The following is a 14,724-nucleotide window of genomic DNA, read 5'->3' on the forward strand; positions in this document are numbered from 1 at the left end:
GAGACGGCTTTTCCCAAGGAAACGCCATGTCGTCGGTAACAATGTCGGACAACACGAGAATGGGCGAATTCTGGCGAGGTGTGCGGTTGAGCATCCCTGTCGTGGTGGCGTCTGCGCCTTTCGCGATCCTGTTCGGGGCGCTCGCGATCGACAATGGCTTCTCCGTCGCCGAGGCGACGCTGATGAGCGCCACCATCTATGGCGGCGCCAGCCAGCTTGTCGGCATCGAGCTGTTTGGCCAGCATGTCGCGCCGTGGCTGGTGGTACTGTCGATCTTCGCCGTGAACTTCCGCCATGTGCTCTATTCGGCTGCCGTGGGCAAGCGCATCGACCACTGGCCATTCCTGAAACAGGCCATCGGTTACTTCTTCCTCGTCGATCCGCAATATGCCGAGGCCGAACGCAAGGGCGAGAACGGCGAGGAGGTGACCTTTGCCTGGTACATGGGCATGGCGCTGCCAATCTATGTGTTCTGGGTGGCCGAGAGCGCGCTGGGTGCGCTGTTCGGCCGGCTGATCCCCAATCCGCATGCTATCGGGCTCGATTTCCTGCTGCCGATCTATTTCCTCGGGCTTGTGATGAGCTTCCGCAAGCGCCCGCGCTGGCTGCCGATCGTCGTAGCCAGTGCCGTCGCTTCGATGATCGCCTACAAGACAGTCGGTTCGCCCTGGCACGTTTCCATTGGCGCGCTGGCCGGCGTGCTGTTCGCGGCGGCGATGCCGGTTCGCCCGGACGAAACGGTCTCGGCGGATGACACGGCGGAGGTGGTGTCGTGAGCACGACCCTTTGGATCATCATCGCTGGCGCGGTCGCGACCTATCTGACGCGCATCGGCGGGCATCTCGTGATCTCGCGTTTCGAGCGCATCCATCCGCGCGTCGAAGCTGGGCTCAACGCCGTGCCGGCAGCTGTTCTGACCACGCTGGTGGCACCCGCGGCGCTGTCGGCTGGCCCGGCTGAACTGGCCGCCCTTGCCGTCGCAGTGCTGGTTTCGCTGCGCGGGGGCCTGATGACAATGTTCCTCGCCGGTGCTGCGGTGCTGATCGCCATGCGACATTTCATAGGCTGAGTTCAACCACCGGGGTGCAGTTGAGGCGGCGTGCGTCCTTCGACAGGCTCAGGATGAGGGCCGTTGACGCCATCACGCTCTTGTCGAGGCTCTCGACGTAAGCCGACCAGCATAGATGCTCCTCATCCTGAGCTGCCAGCATAGATGCTCCTCATCCTGAGCTGCCAGCATCGACGCTCCTCATCCTGAGCCTGTCGAAGGACGCACTACCGAGCCGCTCCGCATGAACTTGGCCGAAAATGCTTCAGCGGATAGGAGCCGTTGCCTTTTCCAGCCAGGCCAGTGTTTCGCCGTCGACCATCGGGCCGATCTCGGCGAGTACGCGCGCATGGTAGGCATTGAGCCAGTCCAGTTCCTCGCGGGTCAGCAGGTCGGTGCGCAACAGGCGCTGGTCAAATGGTGCCAGCGTCAGCGTTTCGAAGCCGTGCATGGCGATGTCGCCGCCGGGTAGCCCTGCTGGTGGGGTAACGAGGATCAGGTTTTCCAGCCGGATGCCGTAATGGCCTTCCTTGTAATAGCCGGGCTCGTTGGACAGGATCATCCCAGCGAGCAGCTTCTCCATGCCGGTCTTGGCGATGCGCTGCGGGCCTTCGTGCACGGCAAGGTAGGAGCCGACGCCGTGGCCGGTGCCGTGGGCGTAGTCCAGGCCATGCTTCCACAAGGCAATACGTGCGAGCGCGTCGATGTCTGCGCCGCGCGTGCCGGCCGGGAAGCGGGCGGTCGAAATTCCGATCATGCCCTTGAGCACCAGCGTGAAGCGCTCGCGCATCTCCTCTGTCGGGGTGCCTACAGGCACCGTGCGGGTAATGTCGGTGGTGCCATCCTGATATTGCGCGCCCGAATCGAGCAGGAACAACTCGCCGTCACCGAGCACGCGGCTGGTCGCCTTCGAGACGCGATAATGCATGATCGCGCCGTTGGGGCCGGTACCCGAAATGGTGTCGAACGACACGTCGCGCAGCGGCATCTGGGTTTCTTCGCCCGTTGTCCGCCGGCATTCCTCCAGCTTCGTGACGACCGCGATCTCGTCGATCTTGCCGGCTTTCTGCCGGTCGAGCCAGCACAGCAGCTTGGCGACCGCAGCGCCGTCGCGGCGGTGGGCGGCGCGCGAGCCTGCAATTTCGGCGTTGTTCTTCGTCGCGCGCGGCAGGCGCGCCGGATCGGGCGCGGAAACAACGGTGCCGCCATTGTCCTCGATCAGCGCGCGCAACCTGTCGGCGGCGAGCACCGGGTCGAGCGCGATGTTTACACCCGATTTAGCGAGGTCCGCGACGGCTGCCTCCAGCTCCGTCGGCGCCTTTATGTCGGCGAGCTGGGTGAGGTAGGCCTCTTCGGTGCGCCCGAGCTTGCGCTTGTCCATGAAGACCGCGTGCGAGCCGTCGGCCGCCAGAATGGCAAAGCCGAGTGCCAGCGGCGTGTGCGGCACGTCGCCGCCACGGATGTTGAAGCTCCAGGCCAGCGATGACGGGTCGGTCAGGATGGCGTGGGTGGCGCCATCGGCGGAAATCGCCGCCGCGAGCCGCTTCAACTTGTCCTTGGCGAGCTCGCCGGCGAAAGCTTCAGGTTGGATTTCGACCGGAGCCAGTGGCGCGTCTGGTTGATCTGCGCAGATCGCGTCGATGGGATTTTGGGAAAGCGGCACGAGCACGGCGCCGACTTTTTCGGCCGAGGCGGTGAGCGCCTTGACTTCACCGATGGTGTGGAGCCACGGGTCGAAGCCAAGTCGCGCGCCCTTGGGCAGGGTTTCCTTGATCCAGCTTGCCGGCGGGTTGTCGATCAGGCTTTCGATGGTGAAGATGCCGAGGTCGACCTCGTCGCGCACCTGCAGCGTGTAGCGGCCGTCAACGAAGACGAAGGCGCTCTTGGCGAGCACGATGGCCACGCCCGCCGAGCCGCTGAAGCCGGTCAGCCAGCGCAGGCGATTCGAGCGCGGCGCGACATATTCGCCTTGATGCTCGTCGGCACGCGGCACGATGAAGCCGTCGAGTCCGTTGTCCAAAAGCCACTGCCTGAGAAGAGCTACGCGCGGCTTGCCGACGGAGGGGTCGCCGGCGGAATCGAAGGACTGGAACATGGTGATTTCCCGAAAAATGCTTTCGGGAACCGTATCCGGGCGGGCCGACGCTGGCAACGGCTGCCGCCCAGCGCCGCGCCCTTTCGGGCGACAGCGCTGCTCTTCAGCGACAAGCTCAGCGCTTGAGGTGAATCGTCACCCAGCCTTCCCGATGGAAGGTCGCGACATGGCTAAATTGCTCGGCCGTATAAGCGGCGAGCACCGCGTCATGCTGGCGGTCGAGGATGCCAGACAAGATCAGTGAGTTGCCGGGCACGACATGCTTGGCCATGTCTGGCGCCATCTGCATCAGCGGCTGCGCCAGGATGTTGGCGACGATCAGGTCGAAAGGCCCGCGCGCGGCAAAAATCGGGTTGTCGAATCCTCCGGCGGTCACGGTCTCGACATAGGCGCTGACCTCGTTGAGCCGGACATTGGCGGTGGCAACGTCCGTGGCGACCGGATCGATGTCGGTGGCAAGCACGGGGATCTGCGCCAGCTTGGCGATTGCGATGGCGAGCACGGCACTGCCGGTGCCGACGTCGAGCGCGTTGGCCGGCTTTTCGCTCGTCACGACCTTTTCGATCATCTCCAGGCAGCCGGCGGTCGTGCCGTGGTGGCCGGTACCGAAGGCAAGGCCGGCTTCGATCTCGATGGTGATCTGGCCGGGGCGGCGTTCGTCGCGGTCATGGCCGCCATGCACCAGGAAACGCCCGGCCCGCACGGGTTTCAGCCCCTCCAGCGACTTGGCGACCCAGTCGATGTCGGGCAGGACCTCACGCTCGATCGGACCTGTGTGGCCGGCGGCTGCGACGGCGTCGGCCATGCGGCGTTCGATGTCTTCGACCTCGCCATCGGCATAGAGCGACACTTCGTGAATGTCGCAATCCTCGTCGATTTCGATCACCGAGATCGGCCAGCCATCTTCCTCGAAGATAGCTTCAAGACTGGCGAAGATGCGGTTTGCAGCTTCGCGGCCGGTGGTGAAGTAGAGCCGTGTCTGGGTCATGTCGAATCCGGGCGAGAGTGTCAGCCTTCGTTCGCGAGCCGCTTGAGCTTGGCGAGCGCTGCCGTTGGGTTCTCCTCATAGGCGATGGTTCCGAAGAAATCACCCTTGCTGTTGAGCAGCAGCACCGAGGCAGTGTGATCCATCGTGTAGTCGCCGCCTTCGGTCTCGACTTTCTTCGAATAGATCCCGAACGACTTCGCCATTGCCGCGATTTTTTCCGGGGAGCCGGTAATGCCGGTGATGCGGTCGGAGACGTTGGTGACGTAGGAATTCATCACCTCGGGCGTGTCGCGCTCGGGATCGACGGAGACGAAATAGGCGCGGATGTTCTTGCCTTCGTCGCCAAGCTGCTTGAGCCAGCCGTCGAGCTCGAACAAGGTCGTGGGGCAAACCTCCGGGCAGTGGGTGAAGCCGAAGAATACGGCGCTCGGCTGCCCGCGGAAAGCGGTCTCGGTGATCTCAGCGCCCTTATTGTCGATGAGTACGAACGGCGCGCCGAACGCCTGGCCGGAATTCTGGTTGCGATACCAATCGAAGGTCAGCCAGCCAATACCGGCAGCCATGAGGATCAAAATGCCGGCAAGTATCGTGCGCATCATCGCGAAAAGTTTCCGTGGATCGAGTTCTCAAGCAGCAGTCAAAAGCACCAGGACATGCCGGCTTCGACCAGCGACATGAAGATTCCGGCATCCTTTTCCAGCCAGGAGGCGAAGGCGAGGCCCGATGCGGCCGCAAACGCCGCAAGGCCGAGCGCGATCCACGCGGTCGTTGCGAGCGATATGGGCTGGGCCTGTTTCATGGCTCCTACATAGCGCGCCCGGTGCCTTGCCAAAAGAGACATGTTGACGCCGTCATTCGTCCACAAGACACCATTTCGCGAGCATGGCCTGAGCTGGCGCCTTGCAACAGGAGCCTGGCTGTCCCAAGTGTTGGCGACGTCAGGATTTCAGGAGGTTCTCATGCGGCTTGCCCTTTCCATCCTTGCAACCGCTGTCGCGCTGGGTGCTGCGGCACCTGCCTTTGCCCAGCAGGTGGGTGAGGTCGGTGTCGACTGGCTCGGCAACGACATCATCGTTGAGGCGATCAAGGACCCCAAGGTCGAGGGCATCACCTGCCACGTCTCTTATTTCGATCGCGGCGTGATCGATCGGTTGCAGAAGGGCAACTGGTTCGAGAACCCGTCCGATACCGCCATTTCTTGCCGCCAGACCGGACCGATCACCATCGGCGCAATTGACCTGAGCAAGGCTGGCGAGGAGGTTTTCAAGCAGGGAATCAGCCTGATCTGGAAGGAGCAGGTGGTAAACCGCATCTACGACAAGCAGAACCAGACTCTGATCTACCTCGCCCATTCGCGCCAGGTGCAGGACGGCTCGGCCAAGATGTCGATGACGACCATCCCGCTCTATGGCCAGGAGGTTGTCTGGTCGAAGGGGCAGCCGCAGTAAAGGTTGCTTGCGAGGGGGGCAAGGCCGGCGTAAATCGGCCTCATGGACACACAAGCCGACCTTCGTTTCAAGGATGACAAGCCGCGCATCCACCCGACAGCAGAGCTGAAAGGCTGCCGGCTAGGGCGCTATGTCGCCGTTGGCGAGCGCGTCGTGCTCCGCGAGGTACAAGTCGGCGACTATTCCTATTTCGAGCGCCATGCCGAGGCTATCTACACGACCATCGGCAAGTTCTGTTCGATCGCGGCCAACACCCGCATCAATGCGCTGGAGCACCCGATGGAGCGGCTGACCACGCACAAGGTGACCTATCGGCCCAATGAGTATTTCCGCTATCTCGGCGTCGACAGCGAGTTTCGCGAACGCCGGAAAACCAAGCCGGTGAACATCGGTCATGATGTGTGGATCGGCCATGGCGCGGTAATCATGCCTGGTGTGACTGTCGGCAATGGCGCGGTGGTGGGCGCGAATGCGGTGGTGACTCGGGACGTCGCGCCCTTCGAGGTTTTTGCCGGTGTGCCGGCCAAACGGCTGAAGCTGCGCTTTTCCCCGGAGATCGCCGCGCGTGTCGAAGCACTTGCCTGGTGGGATTGGCCGGCGGAGCGGCTTTTCGAAGCAATCCCAGATATGCAGAGCTTGCCGATCGAGGCGTTTCTGGATCGCTGGGAAGCTCGCGCGATCTAGAATTTCCGATACCCGAAGCCGATCGTTGCTGCGGAAGGTTCGATGGGCCCGATCAGGATCAAACGCATTTACGAGACGGCGACGGATGACGATGGATTTCGCGTGCTTGTCGACCGGGTCTGGCCTCGCGGGATAACCAGGGAAAAGGCGGCAGTCGACATCTGGCTCAAGGAGATCGGGCCATCGACGGAGCTCAGGAAATGGTTCGGCCATGATCCCGCGCGCTGGGACGAGTTCCGTTTACGTTATCGTTTGGAGCTCGCTGCGCAGCCGGCGCTGCTTGAAGACTTTCGCGAGCAGGCAGGTAAGGGAGCACTGACACTTGTCTACTCGGCTCATGACGAGATGCACAATCAGGCCGTGGTTCTGAAAGAATTCCTGGAGGGCTGAGCCTTACTCGCCCCCGAGCATGGAACCCGGAGCAGGCATCGATTGTTTCCCTTCGCTGCGAGAAGGAGTTCTCGATGTACGAGAAGGTTTTTACCAAGATCGCCAACAAGGTGGCCTACGCCGCCGGTCTGCCGTTGACCTTTGCCGCCTGTTGCCTTGTCGTCGTGGTTTGGGCTGTGTCCGGCCCGTTGTTCGGCTTTTCCGACACCTGGCAGCTCGTCATCAATACGGGCACGACCATCGTCACCTTTCTGATGGTGTTCCTCATTCAGAACACGCAGAACCGCGATGGAGCAGCAATTCAGGCCAAGCTCGACGAACTGATCCGGGTCAGCAGCGGCCACAACCATTTCATCGGCATCGAACACCTGACCGAATCCGAGGTCGAGGAGATCCGCCGCAAATGCGAGGAGGCGGCAAAACGGCACGACGCCAAGGCGAAGGTGAGAGCCAAGGGGTAGTGGCTACTGCCAAAGTTGACGATAACGCGTATCGGGGGTTGGGTTTGGCGTGACTGATTGGTTGGACATACTCAAGGAACAGGCTGAGACTGGCGCGGCGATGGCGCGCGAGGTGCCTGTGACGCTTGCCAATCCCGACATCAGCCGAGAACAGGTCAAAAAGCTGTTTACCGCACTCGAACAGCAGGCCGAATTCGTCGAAAAATTGCGCAAGGTGCTGGAGGCAAATGACTTCGAGCCGGAAGTGCTGGTCGCTGCCGAGAAGCTGGAAGACCGCTACGCCGATCTGGCGGCATCTGCAGCCGAACGTCTGAAGGCCATGCGAAGCGGCAGCACCGCGCGCCAGTAAAAACTGTTCTGCCTCACGCGATCGTCGCCGTAGTCACGACTTTCCAAGGCTGTCGATGCATGGTGTGACGATGGCGGGCATCGGTCGCAATTTGGTCAGGCCGGCGGCGTGCCGGAGTGGATGACCTTCTTGATCTCCGCGCGGAAAGACGGCGTGTCCTTTTCGCCGTGCACTGACACAGCGTGCTGGACGGCCGCATCGATGAGTTCTTTCTCGGTGTCGGCGGCGATAGCTACCGTGCACTTCATTTCGCTCGGGAACTCACGGCAATCGATATATTGGCGCATCGTTTTCGCCTCCCAGCGATAAAAATTAGTAATAGCTAATTTACTACCGTGCCAGTGAAGCCGCAATCGGCAAGTGGGGAGGCATTCGCGCGGCGCAGGTCTGCTTGTTAAGTGTGTGTGCCGACCGTCGTTGGAACAGGCGCGGGGCAGTTGCTAACCACGTCTGCGGAACGGCCAGGCCAACTGTCGCGTGAATTCTTCGGGCACCGGATCCCCCCGAATTCCGAGCGCATCCGGCCATTTTCCATCCGGCAGGTGGAATGTTCCGAAAATGCGGTCGATCCATGGGAAGTGGACGGCAAAATTCTTGTCGATCGGCCTTACCGCATGGTGCCAATGGTGAAATCTCGGTGTGACGATCAATTGCTCCAGCCAGCCCAGGTTGATGCGCATGTTGACGTGATTGAACGTTGCCTGGGCGGCGACGATGACAAGCCAGATGTAGAGAGCCCGTTCGGCGAACCCGAAAACGAACAACGGCAACAAGATGAGCGCACGAGTGACTATGATGTCGACGACGTGCAGTCGCGAGCCGGCGAGCCAGTCCATGGCTCGCGTGGAGTGATGGATCGCATGAAAGGGCCAAGCAAAACGTAGGCGGTGGAAACCGCGATGCACCCAATATTGCGTGACATCGGCGATAAGCATGATCAGCAGCACCTGTGCGAGCAAAGGCAGGGCCTTGACCTGGATCCCAATCGCTTCGGCTTGCCAAGCCTGTGAAACGAGCGTCGCGGGCAGGAGGGTGAAGAAGGTCAGCAGTTCCACAAGCACATGGCTGACGATGAAGTACAGGCCGTCGGTCGTCCAACCTGCCCGGAACGTTCCTTGATCCGGCCGAAGCGGAAACAGCCTCTCAAGGGGCACGAAAACCAGCGACAGCAGCACGACGTTGAGCACCAGCCAATCCAGGCCGACATGGATCGGAGCGTCGCCTTGATAGTCGACCTCAATGCCGGCGCCCCCCAGGATTATGGCGAGGGAAGCAAAGGTTATTCCGGTGATGCCGAGTTTCTTCGACGGACGGAGCAATATGTTGAGGGTTGAAAAGAAAAAGCTGCAGACGAGGGCAAGCGCCAAGAGCCCACGCATGAAATCGATGGAATAGGCGCCGCGCAGATCGGTGGTGGTCAGCCATTCCGGAAACTGGAAAACCAGAACGGCGCAGAAGCTGCCCAGACCAAGGATGAGGCCCAGCAAACCAGAGAACCAGCCGGAACCGAAAGTCTGGGGTCCATGGTCACCAAGCATGCGCTCGAACCAGCGATCCAGCGTCGTATGGCGGGAAGCTGGTTCGGGCTGGTCATCCAAGCGTTGTCATGCTCCCGTCACGAACCCGTCCAGCACCTTCTTCTGGCCGGCCTTGTCGAAGTCGATGGTGAGCTTGTTGCCGTCGACAACCGCGACGTTGCCATTGCCGAATTTCTGGTGGAACACCCGGTCGCCAACCTTGAAGCGCGAGGGTTCGGTGGCGACCGACTTTGCGACCAGCTCGCCATCGATGGTGCGGCCCTTGACCGAGCCGCGACCGGCGCCAAAGCCTGAATCTGTCTCGCCATAGCCGATGCGCTCCACCGAATGGCCAGAACGCGAGCCCCAGTTGCGGTCGGTCGCCTCGGTGCGGTTCTGCTGGGCGCGCTGCCAGCCCGGCGTTGCATAGGTGTTGGAGAAGGATTTCTGGCCGACATCGTCGAAACGCGAGGCGCCATAGGGGTTCTGGCGGCCGCCGCCATAGCCGCCATAGGAGTTGCCGGCGTCGGCAACCTCGACATGCGCCTCGGGCAATTCGTCGAGGAAGCGCGAGGGGATCGTCGACTGCCACAGGCCATGGATGCGGCGGTTGGAGACGAACCAGATATGCAGGTTCTTCTTGGCGCGGGTGAGGCCGACATAGGCAAGGCGGCGCTCTTCCTCGAGGCCCGAGCGCCCACCCTCGTCGAGCGCGCGCTGGTGCGGGAACAGGCCTTCTTCCCAGCCGGGGAGGAACACGGTTTCGAATTCGAGGCCCTTGGCCGAATGCAGCGTCATGATGGTGACGGCGTCGAGCTGTTCGTCCTGCTCGGCGTCCATGACGAGCGCGACATGTTCGAGGAACGAGCGCAGCGACTCGTAATCCTCCATGGAGCGGATGAGCTCCTTCAGGTTTTCGAGCCGGCCCGGCGCCTCGGCCGAGCGGTCGTTCTTCCACATGTCGGTGTAGCCGCTCTCTTCGAGGATGGTCTCGGCGAGTTCGGTGTGTGGCGTATTGTCGAGCGCTTTTTGCCAGCGCTCGAAATTGGCCGCGACTTCGCGGAGCGCGGCGCGAGGCTTGGGCTTGAGCTCGTCGCTTTCGGCGAGGTTGCGCGCGGCCTCGAGCATTGGCACGCCGAGGGCGCGCGCCGTGTCGTGGACCTGGCGGATCGCGGCCTCGCCAAGACCGCGCTTGGGCACGTTGATGATACGTTCAAAGGCGAGATCGTCGGCACCTTGGGCGACGACCCGGAAATAGGCCATGGCGTCGCGGATTTCCTGGCGCTCGTAGAAACGCGGGCCGCCGATGACGCGGTAGTTGAGGCCAAGGGTTACGAAGCGGTCTTCGAACTCGCGCATCTGGAACGACGCGCGGACCAGGATCGCCATGTCGTTGAGATTGTGCTTCTGGCGCTGCAGCTGCTCGATCGTCTCCCCGACGGCGCGGGCCTCTTCCTCGGAATCCCAGGCGGCATGGACATTGACCTTGGCGTCCTCGGGATCGTTGCGATCGGTGAACAGCGTCTTGCCGAAGCGGCCTTCATTGTGGGCGATGAGGTGGGCGGCAGCACCGAGGATATGGGCGGTCGAACGGTAGTTGCGTTCGAGCCGAATGACGGTGGCGCCGGGAAAATCCTTGTCGAAGCGCAGGATATTGTCGACCTCGGCACCGCGCCAGCCATAGATCGACTGGTCGTCGTCGCCGACGCAGCAGACGTTTTTCTGGCCCGGCGCGCCGGTTTCCTGGGCGAGCAGGCGCAGCCACATATATTGCGCGGTGTTTGTGTCCTGGTACTCGTCGACGAGGATGTATTTGAAGCGCTTGTGATACTCTTTCAGCACATCCGGATAGGCGCGGAAGATGCGGATCGGGTGGCACAATAAGTCGCCGAAGTCGCAGGCGTTCAGCGTCTTGAGCCGGTCCTGGTAGGCCTTGTAGAGCTCGCGGCCCTTGCCATTGGCGAAGGAACGCGCGTCGCCTTCGGGGATTTCGGCCGGGCCGAGGCCCTTGTTCTTCCAGCCGTCGATCATCATGGCGAACTGGCGTGCCGGCCAGCGCTTGTCGTCGAGGCCTTCGGCCTGGATCAGCTGTTTGATCAGGCGGATGACGTCGTCGGTGTCGAGGATGGTGAAATCGGAGCGCAGGCCGGCCAGTTCGGCATGGCGGCGCAGCATCTTGACGCCGATGGAGTGGAAAGTGCCGAGCCACGGCATGCCTTCGACCGCTTCGCCGACCAGCAGGCCGATGCGCTGCTTCATTTCGCGCGCGGCCTTGTTGGTGAAGGTGACGGCAAGGATCTGGCTGGGGTAGGCGCGGCCCTGGCTCAGGATGTGGGCGATGCGGGTGGTGAGCACGCGCGTCTTGCCGGTGCCGGCGCCGGCAAGCACCAGAACCGGACCTTCGGTTGTTTCGACGGCGAGGCGCTGCTCGGGGTTCAGGCCCTTGAGATAGTCGGGTGCTGCCGGTGCCTTGCGCGCGGCCATTGCACGCGCTGCGATACCGCTGGGCGCAGGTGCGCTAGCGGGCCGGGACGGCATTGCGCCGGGCTCGTCAAAAAAGGGCATGTCGTCCGGAAAGTCTGACATTTGCCCCGAATGTAGTGATTCGGGGCGGAAAGGCCAGCCGTGTGTCTGTTTTGTTCTGGTTTAGGCGGGGAAAGTGATGTCCCTTGACGTTTTGATCCGGCCGGCAGCCCGCGCCCCATACTCAATCGCACAGGCTTTGGCCGGCAAGCGGAGCTGGTTTCCATGCGAAAGGACGCGCCCACGCCCCAAGCCTGCGTGGGCGCGTCCACCGGCTGCGATGGCCCGGGCCTCAGAGCCCGAAATGGCCCCTCAGCGCCGGAACGGAGTCGACCAGCCCTTGACGGCCTGGGGGCCGGCAGCACCTTTGGCTTGCTGCAGCAGCGTTTCGCCTGCCATCTCGATCTGGGTCATGTGGAGACCGAGCGCGCAGTTGCGTGAGGCCGTTGATCATGGCACCCGCCTTTTCGCCAACGGTGCTGCCCAGCAGCGAACTTAGCGAGCCGACAAGCCCACTGTTGCCGTTGGCTTGAGCCATCACGTCATGACTGTGAGCCAGGTCGTCGGCGCCCGCGATCTTGGTGAAGATCCCGGCGCTGGCAACGCCAGGGGGACTCATGCTCGAGCACGGAAAAGATGGTGGCCACGGCTTTTTCCGCGACCGCCGGATCGAGCTTCAACCTGGTCGAAACGGTGTTGACGATATCTTGTGCATTCATCATCCGGCTCCTCAACCCTGGGCCTTCAGCTTACTGTTGCACTGGCTCCAGAACTGCGGCCACTTGGCGCCGGAGGGCAGCGTGCCTGTCGCCTTTTCGCCCTGCCACTCGGTCGAGCATTCATGGATACGCTGGCGGAAGGCGATCTCGCCGGGCGAAAGCGCCTTGCCGTTGGCAGAAGTCACGGGCGGTACCATCTTGGCCGAGGCCAAGCTCGGATCGGGCGGAATGACCGTCGCATCCGATTTGTCGTTCTTGATGCTGGCACTGCAGCTGGAGAGGAAGGTCGGCCATTTCTGGCCGTTGAGGGTGCCAGCCGACTTGGCTGCCTGATATTGCTGGCTGCAGATCTGCTGGGTCGTCTGATGTCCGGGAACTGCGGCAGGAGCTGCCATGGCCGTGGTGGTTTTTTTGGCCGGCTTGGCGGGCGTAGCTGGCGCCAGCGCGCTGGTTTTCTTGGCCGGGGCCGTTGCCGGTGCGGCGGTATTGTTCATTGTTGCGCTGCAATTCGACAGGAATTGCGGCCATTTCTCGCCATTGAGCGTCTTGGCCTTCTTGGCTGCCTGGTATTGCTGGCTGCAGGCCTTCGTGGTCGATTGCGCTGCTGTGGCAGTGGCGGCGAAGGCAGGTGTGGCAAGTGCCATGAAGGCCACGCCGGTCAAGCCAAGTGCACATCCGGATACAGGTCTGGAGAAGCTCATTTCAACCTCCTCGCGGGACATAGCTACGCCCCCCGGCACGAACCATTCGTTCCGACCAGAAACGCGCTTGTTGAGGCATCGGAATGCGCCAGTGGATCGTCGAACAGCTCGGCGAAGACGCTGCAAGCATGGCGAAGCCAGCGAAGGTCAGGCTTCGCCTTGATTGTGGCGGCACTATCGGGGTCGCCTTACATGACGAAAATTTAATATTCAGGACAGATTGGCGCTCCGACACGGAAAGGTTGCGGCATTGACACTCGGCCCTTGCCGGTCAGCGCGGATGGCATGCGGCAAGCAACATCAAGATATTCATAAGTTTTCAGGCGAGGGGCGTTTGCGAGATGGCACAGAATGGCAGTCGACCGTCCGCCGGCTCAGGTGACCCGGAAGCTTGCTTGCACATCCACGCGCAAAACCATCTCGGATGACCGACCATCTGATCACCGATCGTTGACTGGACGATCTACAGACGTCGCTTAGCGTGCAATTTGTGGCGCCTGAACTTGTCCGGGCGGAAAACTGCCTGGCAGGCGGCAAGGTCGGTAGCTCGTCAGGCACAACAACAACAATGGGAGCATGACATGACCGGACCTGCCATCACCCAGGCGATGATCGACGCCTATGACGAATACACTCACCTGACGCTCGACCGGCGTGGCTTCATGGAGAAGCTGACCAAGTTGGCCGGTTCGGCCGCAGCCGCAACCGCGATTGCGCCGCTGCTCTCGGCTAACCAGGCACGGGCGGCAATCGTCGCCGACGACGACAAGCGGCTCCAGGGACAAGACATCACCTATCCCGGCGCATCCGGTGAAATGAAGGGCTATCTGGTCCACCCTGCCGATCAGTCAGGCAAGCTGCCCGCCGTCATCGTCATCCACGAAAACCGCGGGCTCAATCCGCATATCCGCGACGTCGCACGGCGCATCGCGCTTGAGGGTTTCGTGGCGCTCGCACCTGACTATCTGTCGCCGCTCGGCGGAACGCCCGCCGATGAAGAAAAGGCGCGTGCGATGTTCGCCGAAATGGATGCTGCCCAAACCGCGGCGAACGGGGTGGCGACCGTGGCGTTTCTCAAGGGGCACGAATTGTCCACCGGCAAGGTTGGGGCCGTGGGTTTCTGCTGGGGCGGCGGGACGGTGAATACACTCGCAATCAATGCGCCTGATCTGGGAGCCGGTGTTGCCTACTACGGCAGTCAACCCAAGGACGAGACCCAGATCGCACAGATCAAGGCTGCTTTGCTTTTGCACTATGCCGGCAAGGACGACCGCGTGAACGCCGGAATCGACGCCTACAAGACGGCGCTGCAAAAGGCCGGCAAGGACTTTCAGATATATATCTATGAAGGGGCACAGCACGCCTTCAACAACGATACCTCGGAAGCTCGCTACGACAAGCAAGCGGCGGATCTGGCCTGGGGCCGGACCGTCGCTTTCTTCAAGGAAAAACTGGCCTGATCAGTGAATGGGCCAAATGGCGAGGGGCAGATGCTGTCCCTTGCCGGGGTCAGGCCACGCCGCGCTTGGAGCGGGCCTCGCGCAGGATGACTCGCCAGCGCAGCATCTCGATCGGGATCGGGCCGTTGTTGTTGGCGATCTCGAACAGTTCGTTGTTGATGTTGCGGAGCGAGCGCCAGAAATCATAGTCGCTGATGCGTGGGTCGCAGGCGAGCTTGTTGGCCGTCGCTTCGATGTCAGTATGCATGCCTTGCCTCAAGCCGTCCGGTGCCCGCCGCCGCGACTCAACTTCGCTGCGTGGGATTGTCGGAGGGCGGCGCGGGGCGATCAACGAACCTCAG

At 62.0% G+C, this 14,724-nt stretch carries 18 protein-coding genes; 8 read left to right on the forward strand and 10 right to left on the reverse strand.

Annotated features, from left to right (window positions below):
• Positions 1 to 26 precede the first annotated feature (26 nt).
• Both C8K44_RS08485 and C8K44_RS08490 read left to right on the forward strand, forming a co-directional pair.
• Positions 27 to 776, forward strand: coding sequence for an AzlC family ABC transporter permease (locus tag C8K44_RS08485; protein WP_109575330.1), 750 nt, complete (start codon positions 27 to 29; stop codon positions 774 to 776).
• Positions 773 to 1,069, forward strand: a complete 297-nt coding sequence (locus C8K44_RS08490; protein WP_109575331.1) for an AzlD family protein — start codon at positions 773 to 775, stop codon at positions 1,067 to 1,069. Before C8K44_RS08485 ends, C8K44_RS08490 begins: the two co-directional genes overlap by 4 nt.
• Here the strand turns inward: C8K44_RS08490 and C8K44_RS27475 are convergent.
• From C8K44_RS27475 to C8K44_RS27680, 5 genes are all read right to left on the reverse strand, one after another.
• A complete protein-coding gene (locus C8K44_RS27475) occupies positions 1,059 to 1,211 on the reverse strand; it encodes a hypothetical protein (RefSeq protein ID WP_158282720.1) in 153 nt (50 codons plus the stop codon). The two genes, C8K44_RS08490 and C8K44_RS27475, sit on opposite strands and share 11 nt — an antisense overlap.
• 102 nt (positions 1,212 to 1,313) lie before the next feature.
• Positions 1,314 to 3,143, reverse strand: coding sequence for an aminopeptidase P family protein (locus C8K44_RS08495; protein ID WP_109575332.1), 1,830 nt, complete (start codon positions 3,141 to 3,143; stop codon positions 1,314 to 1,316).
• A 115-nt stretch (positions 3,144 to 3,258) separates the two neighbouring features.
• The gene (locus C8K44_RS08500; protein ID WP_109575333.1) at positions 3,259 to 4,131 is read right to left on the reverse strand and encodes a 50S ribosomal protein L11 methyltransferase; all 873 of its coding nucleotides are present in this window, start codon (positions 4,129 to 4,131) and stop codon (positions 3,259 to 3,261) included.
• A 20-nt stretch (positions 4,132 to 4,151) separates the two neighbouring features.
• The gene (locus C8K44_RS08505) at positions 4,152 to 4,730 is read right to left on the reverse strand and encodes an SCO family protein (protein ID WP_109575334.1); all 579 of its coding nucleotides are present in this window, start codon (positions 4,728 to 4,730) and stop codon (positions 4,152 to 4,154) included.
• A gap of 38 nt (positions 4,731 to 4,768) precedes the next feature.
• On the reverse strand, positions 4,769 to 4,930 hold the full coding sequence (locus C8K44_RS27680) for a hypothetical protein (protein ID WP_199227050.1): 162 nt from the start codon (positions 4,928 to 4,930) through the stop codon (positions 4,769 to 4,771).
• Positions 4,931 to 5,090: 160 nt separating this feature from the next.
• On the opposite strand from C8K44_RS27680, the gene C8K44_RS08510 reads away from it, so the two are divergent.
• The 5 genes from C8K44_RS08510 to C8K44_RS08530 all read left to right on the forward strand — a co-directional run bounded on the left by C8K44_RS08510 (position 5,091) and on the right by C8K44_RS08530 (position 7,463).
• Positions 5,091 to 5,579 (forward strand): CreA family protein, encoded by a 489-nt coding sequence (locus C8K44_RS08510; protein WP_109575432.1) that lies wholly within the window; start codon positions 5,091 to 5,093, stop codon positions 5,577 to 5,579.
• Between the two features lie 42 nt (positions 5,580 to 5,621).
• Entirely contained in the window at positions 5,622 to 6,263 is a 642-nt protein-coding gene (locus C8K44_RS08515; RefSeq protein ID WP_109575335.1) for a DapH/DapD/GlmU-related protein, read from the forward strand.
• A 42-nt stretch (positions 6,264 to 6,305) separates the two neighbouring features.
• Entirely contained in the window at positions 6,306 to 6,653 is a 348-nt protein-coding gene (locus C8K44_RS08520; RefSeq protein WP_109575336.1) for a DUF488 domain-containing protein, read from the forward strand.
• A gap of 74 nt (positions 6,654 to 6,727) precedes the next feature.
• On the forward strand, positions 6,728 to 7,114 hold the full coding sequence (locus tag C8K44_RS08525) for a low affinity iron permease family protein (RefSeq protein WP_109575337.1): 387 nt from the start codon (positions 6,728 to 6,730) through the stop codon (positions 7,112 to 7,114).
• Between the two features lie 49 nt (positions 7,115 to 7,163).
• Complete coding sequence (locus C8K44_RS08530; RefSeq protein WP_109575338.1) at positions 7,164 to 7,463, forward strand: hypothetical protein; 300 nt, start codon at positions 7,164 to 7,166, stop codon at positions 7,461 to 7,463.
• A gap of 95 nt (positions 7,464 to 7,558) precedes the next feature.
• Here C8K44_RS08530 and C8K44_RS08535 read toward each other — a convergent pair whose 3' ends face one another.
• The 4 genes from C8K44_RS08535 to C8K44_RS08555 form a co-directional block, all read right to left on the reverse strand.
• Complete coding sequence (locus C8K44_RS08535) at positions 7,559 to 7,750, reverse strand: DUF1059 domain-containing protein (protein ID WP_109575339.1); 192 nt, start codon at positions 7,748 to 7,750, stop codon at positions 7,559 to 7,561.
• Between the two features lie 153 nt (positions 7,751 to 7,903).
• The gene (locus C8K44_RS08540) at positions 7,904 to 9,061 is read right to left on the reverse strand and encodes a sterol desaturase family protein (RefSeq protein WP_109575340.1); all 1,158 of its coding nucleotides are present in this window, start codon (positions 9,059 to 9,061) and stop codon (positions 7,904 to 7,906) included.
• A 6-nt stretch (positions 9,062 to 9,067) separates the two neighbouring features.
• Positions 9,068 to 11,566 (reverse strand): UvrD-helicase domain-containing protein, encoded by a 2,499-nt coding sequence (locus C8K44_RS08545; protein ID WP_109575341.1) that lies wholly within the window; start codon positions 11,564 to 11,566, stop codon positions 9,068 to 9,070.
• Between the two features lie 667 nt (positions 11,567 to 12,233).
• On the reverse strand, positions 12,234 to 12,923 hold the full coding sequence (locus C8K44_RS08555; RefSeq protein WP_146203917.1) for a hypothetical protein: 690 nt from the start codon (positions 12,921 to 12,923) through the stop codon (positions 12,234 to 12,236).
• 581 nt (positions 12,924 to 13,504) lie between these two features.
• Between C8K44_RS08555 and C8K44_RS08560 the strand changes: the two genes are divergently transcribed.
• Positions 13,505 to 14,383 (forward strand): dienelactone hydrolase family protein, encoded by an 879-nt coding sequence (locus C8K44_RS08560; protein WP_109575343.1) that lies wholly within the window; start codon positions 13,505 to 13,507, stop codon positions 14,381 to 14,383.
• Between the two features lie 49 nt (positions 14,384 to 14,432).
• Here the strand turns inward: C8K44_RS08560 and C8K44_RS08565 are convergent, their stop codons facing one another.
• A complete protein-coding gene (locus C8K44_RS08565) occupies positions 14,433 to 14,630 on the reverse strand; it encodes a hypothetical protein (RefSeq protein ID WP_109575344.1) in 198 nt (65 codons plus the stop codon).
• Positions 14,631 to 14,724 lie beyond the last annotated feature (94 nt).

It is taken from the genome of Aminobacter sp. AP02, from assembly GCF_003148805.1.
GTDB lineage: Bacteria > Pseudomonadota > Alphaproteobacteria > Rhizobiales > Rhizobiaceae > Aminobacter.